This window comes from Gluconobacter sp. Gdi, from assembly GCF_014132155.1.
Classification (GTDB): domain Bacteria; phylum Pseudomonadota; class Alphaproteobacteria; order Acetobacterales; family Acetobacteraceae; genus Gluconobacter.
Genome location: NZ_BLJQ01000032.1, coordinates 1 through 2,970, shown reverse-complemented (window position 1 = coordinate 2,970; position 2,970 = coordinate 1). Strand labels below are relative to the sequence as shown.

Sequence of the window (2,970 nt, the reverse complement as noted above, 5' to 3'; positions counted from 1 at the left end):
GTCTGGGAGATTTCCTTCTGCACTGCAGCCAGGCGCTGTGTCGTTTCGGACGTGTCAGCACCGGAAGATGCAGAACGATCCAGCTCTTCCTGCAGGGCTTTTTCCTGCTGTCGCAGGCTGGTTAGTTCCCGACGCAGGCTGGAGAGGCTAGCGATGCCCCGGCTCGCCGTCCCTTCCATAGACTGCGCGGCATCATCTGCCGTTTGTGAAATCGCTTTAACAGCCTGCTGCGCTGTCGTTCCCATGCCTGACAGAGATTCAGAAACGGACTCCGTCTTGTCCTGAAGCATGTCCAGGTTCCGGCCTGCACTTTCAGTACCTTCAGCCGTGGAATCCCTGACACTGATATCGTTAATCAGCTTGTTGATCTGCGTCAGGGTTGCCATCGTTATGTCATCCGTTCTGTCAGGATAAGGGTTGGATAAAGCATTGTCTGTCCTGCCTGCCTGTCTGAGCGACGGGACGTGTAAGCGCGGTGTTTCCGGCTCCAGCCGGTCTTCTTCTTCCAGCTTAGCCCTGAGGCCACACCTGCGTTCTTCAGGACGTAAGGAACTGGCCCGCCACGGGCATCCCGTCCGCCTGTCAGCGGCTTGAAAGCGCGTTCGGCTTGAACCGTCTGAAAACGACGCAATGTCGCCTGACGGACACCTTCGATAATCTGGGGATCGGTTCGGACCTTCATGCCGCCGACTTCAATCTTGCGGGCATAAGGCATGGTGTTGACGATCCAGACCGCAGAACCGGCTGGGATCTTTGCTGGCGCGTCACTCCATAAGACACCGTCGACCAGCACTGCCCAGCTTTTGCGAAAATCGCCGCTGCGCACGGGAGAGCGTTTGCGGCATTCCGTTAATGCCCAGTTGGTTGCCTGGGCAACGCTACTGAAAACATACGTCACCACACCGCCATCGAGGCGGGCCTGCTCTTCCGGGCGATCAGGATCTCCATCCACCCGCGTTTGGAAGACCGGACTGGCAGATCCACTGGCAATCAGGTCATCCCGGGCTTCCCGGCATTGATCCGCAACCACGGCATGAAGCTCTGGACCCGTCATGAACTGACTAACGTGCAGATCAATCTGCTTGACCACCACATCAGACCACTTCTGCGCAGAAGACCGTCTCATTTCAGGCTCGCTTTCTGCTTTTCAGCCCAGTGGCTGGCATACACTCTGTCCATCGCCACCAGACAGCGGTCCAGGAGCGCCATCTCTTCCAGGCTCAGACCGTGATGGTCCGCCCAGGCCCGAACGGCCGTCCAGGGGATGCTTCCTGGGCGGGACTGGATAAGGCCTCCGCCCATGGGAACCATGAACCCTTCAGTGCTTTGGCCGCGCTCGGCTGACAACCGCCTCCAGGCCCGCCAGATCCAGAGCCACTCCGGAGCAGGATCCACGCGGGCTGCATCGCCCGTCAGTTCATCCCAGAATTCGGGATATTCGCCCCATTCGAGGGCCCAGCCGAGCGCGGCTGTCAGTTTCCCTCGGCATCCTCAGCCTGCTGAACTGCCCCTGTGGCAACGAGGCTTGCCGCTTCCCAGCAGGCCCGTGCCAGACGGGCATAATCGGGCTGCGCCAGAAGAGCGCGGAATTCGTCAATCGTGACCTTCTGCGTCTCGGCATCGTCAGCAAACAGTCCATCGACGTCCAGCAGCAGAAACTCTGTCAGCAGGTCAGCATTCAGCTGACGACGTACGGCATTCGGGATGCGTGACGGATCGTTGCGATACTTTTCAGCAGCCTGGGCCACTCGACGGGTCTGCGCATCGAGAAACTGATCCGTGTAACCACGGGTGCGGATCTTCAGGCCCGGATACTGCTCGATGGGAACCCAGACACCATCGTTGACGGCAGCGGAATCAATCTTGAGGTCGGACAGTTTTGCCATGTTAATTTTTCCAGTCAGAACTGAGGGCTGTTTTCCAGCCACTCGGACATAAAAAAAAACCGCCTCGGAGGGCGGCGGGTGTCAGTCAGTTGGCAGCGAGATCAGCCGCCGACTTTTGTGATCGTAAAGGTGCCACCGCCTGTCTGCGGATTACCCTCGATATCGAAGGTGGCGACGATGGTGCTGTTCTTGGATCCCGCATTGATCTGGGGGTTCTGCAGAGTCGCGTTCAGGAAGGTGAACGTATAGCCGCGTCCGGAGGCATCGACTGCCGTGATGGCAATCGGGCCCCCCTTCTCCTGCTGGAAACGGTCGTATTGCGCAAAGCTCTTGAAGAACAGCTGGATCTGCCCGCTCGCCAGAAGACTGCCAGGACGCATGCCGCAGGCGTCTGCATGACCCATGCCGTAATCCTGCCCCGCCCCATCACGATCCAGCGTGATCTGGACCTGACGAATGCATCCGTCTGGTACCGCTCCGTCAATCGTCAGGCTCTGGAAGCCGTTCACCGTGTCAAAAACCAGCCCCGTCGGTGCGGCAATTTCGACACCCGCGGCATCGACGTCCGACTTGCTCTCATTCGAGCAGGCGAAATCAAACGCCACCTGCGCAAACGATCCCTGCTGGAGCGTGATCTGCGCCCGCGAGGTGAAAGATCCCGTTCGCAGGAACCAGGCAGACGCCATTTTTTCCCGGATCGTCCACGTCTTCACGACTGTGCCGTTGGTAATGACCCCATTCACCCAGTCCGAACACAAGACACCTGCGAACAGATCGTCATAGGTGCCACTGGAGAGCGCTCCCGAGAGCGTCCCACTGACTGAGATCTGCGTCGTGACAGCCTGGGAAGCCTCAGCCTGCGCGTTGATCTCTTCAGGACGCTGCCGGGTCCGCTGCGGGCGGAAATTCTCACCCGTGAAGCGGGTCAGCTGATAGGTCCCGGTCGAGGCCTGCCCATAATTTGCCTCCAGGCTATAGGACAGTCGCACGTCATTCGACTGCGCCCCTGCCTGATAGCCGGAGGTCGCTCCGGAAAAACTCATGGATTTATCTCCGCAGGAAAGGCGTTCAGGCAGAACGTTCC

Annotated in this window: 5 protein-coding genes; all 5 read right to left on the bottom strand. The window is 59.1% G+C overall.

The window, feature by feature from the left end:
* A partial coding sequence (locus tag JN414_RS16205; RefSeq protein ID WP_202208848.1) for a hypothetical protein occupies window positions 1–386 on the bottom strand: 386 nt, incomplete at its 3' end.
* 2 nt (window positions 387–388) lie between these two features.
* On the bottom strand, window positions 389–1,126 hold the full coding sequence (locus tag JN414_RS16200) for a hypothetical protein (RefSeq protein ID WP_202208847.1): 738 nt from the start codon (window positions 1,124–1,126) through the stop codon (window positions 389–391).
* Window positions 1,123–1,395, bottom strand: coding sequence for a hypothetical protein (locus JN414_RS16195; RefSeq protein ID WP_202208846.1), 273 nt, complete (start codon window positions 1,393–1,395; stop codon window positions 1,123–1,125). The genes JN414_RS16200 and JN414_RS16195 overlap by 4 nt, the downstream gene beginning before the upstream one ends.
* A 77-nt stretch (window positions 1,396–1,472) precedes the next feature.
* On the bottom strand, window positions 1,473–1,886 hold the full coding sequence (locus JN414_RS16190; RefSeq protein ID WP_202208845.1) for a hypothetical protein: 414 nt from the start codon (window positions 1,884–1,886) through the stop codon (window positions 1,473–1,475).
* Between the two features lie 101 nt (window positions 1,887–1,987).
* A partial coding sequence (locus tag JN414_RS16185) for a phage tail tube protein (protein ID WP_237390141.1) occupies window positions 1,988–2,970 on the bottom strand: 983 nt, incomplete at its 5' end.

What these genes read in the sequence shown, in the direction of transcription:
- JN414_RS16200 (WP_202208847.1), bottom strand. Translation starts at nt 1,126, where the DNA reads ATGAGACGGTCTTCTGCGCAGAAGTGGTCTGATGTGGTGGTCAAGCAG.
- JN414_RS16190 (WP_202208845.1), bottom strand. Translation starts at nt 1,886, where the DNA reads ATGGCAAAACTGTCCGACCTCAAGATTGATTCCGCTGCCGTCAACGAT.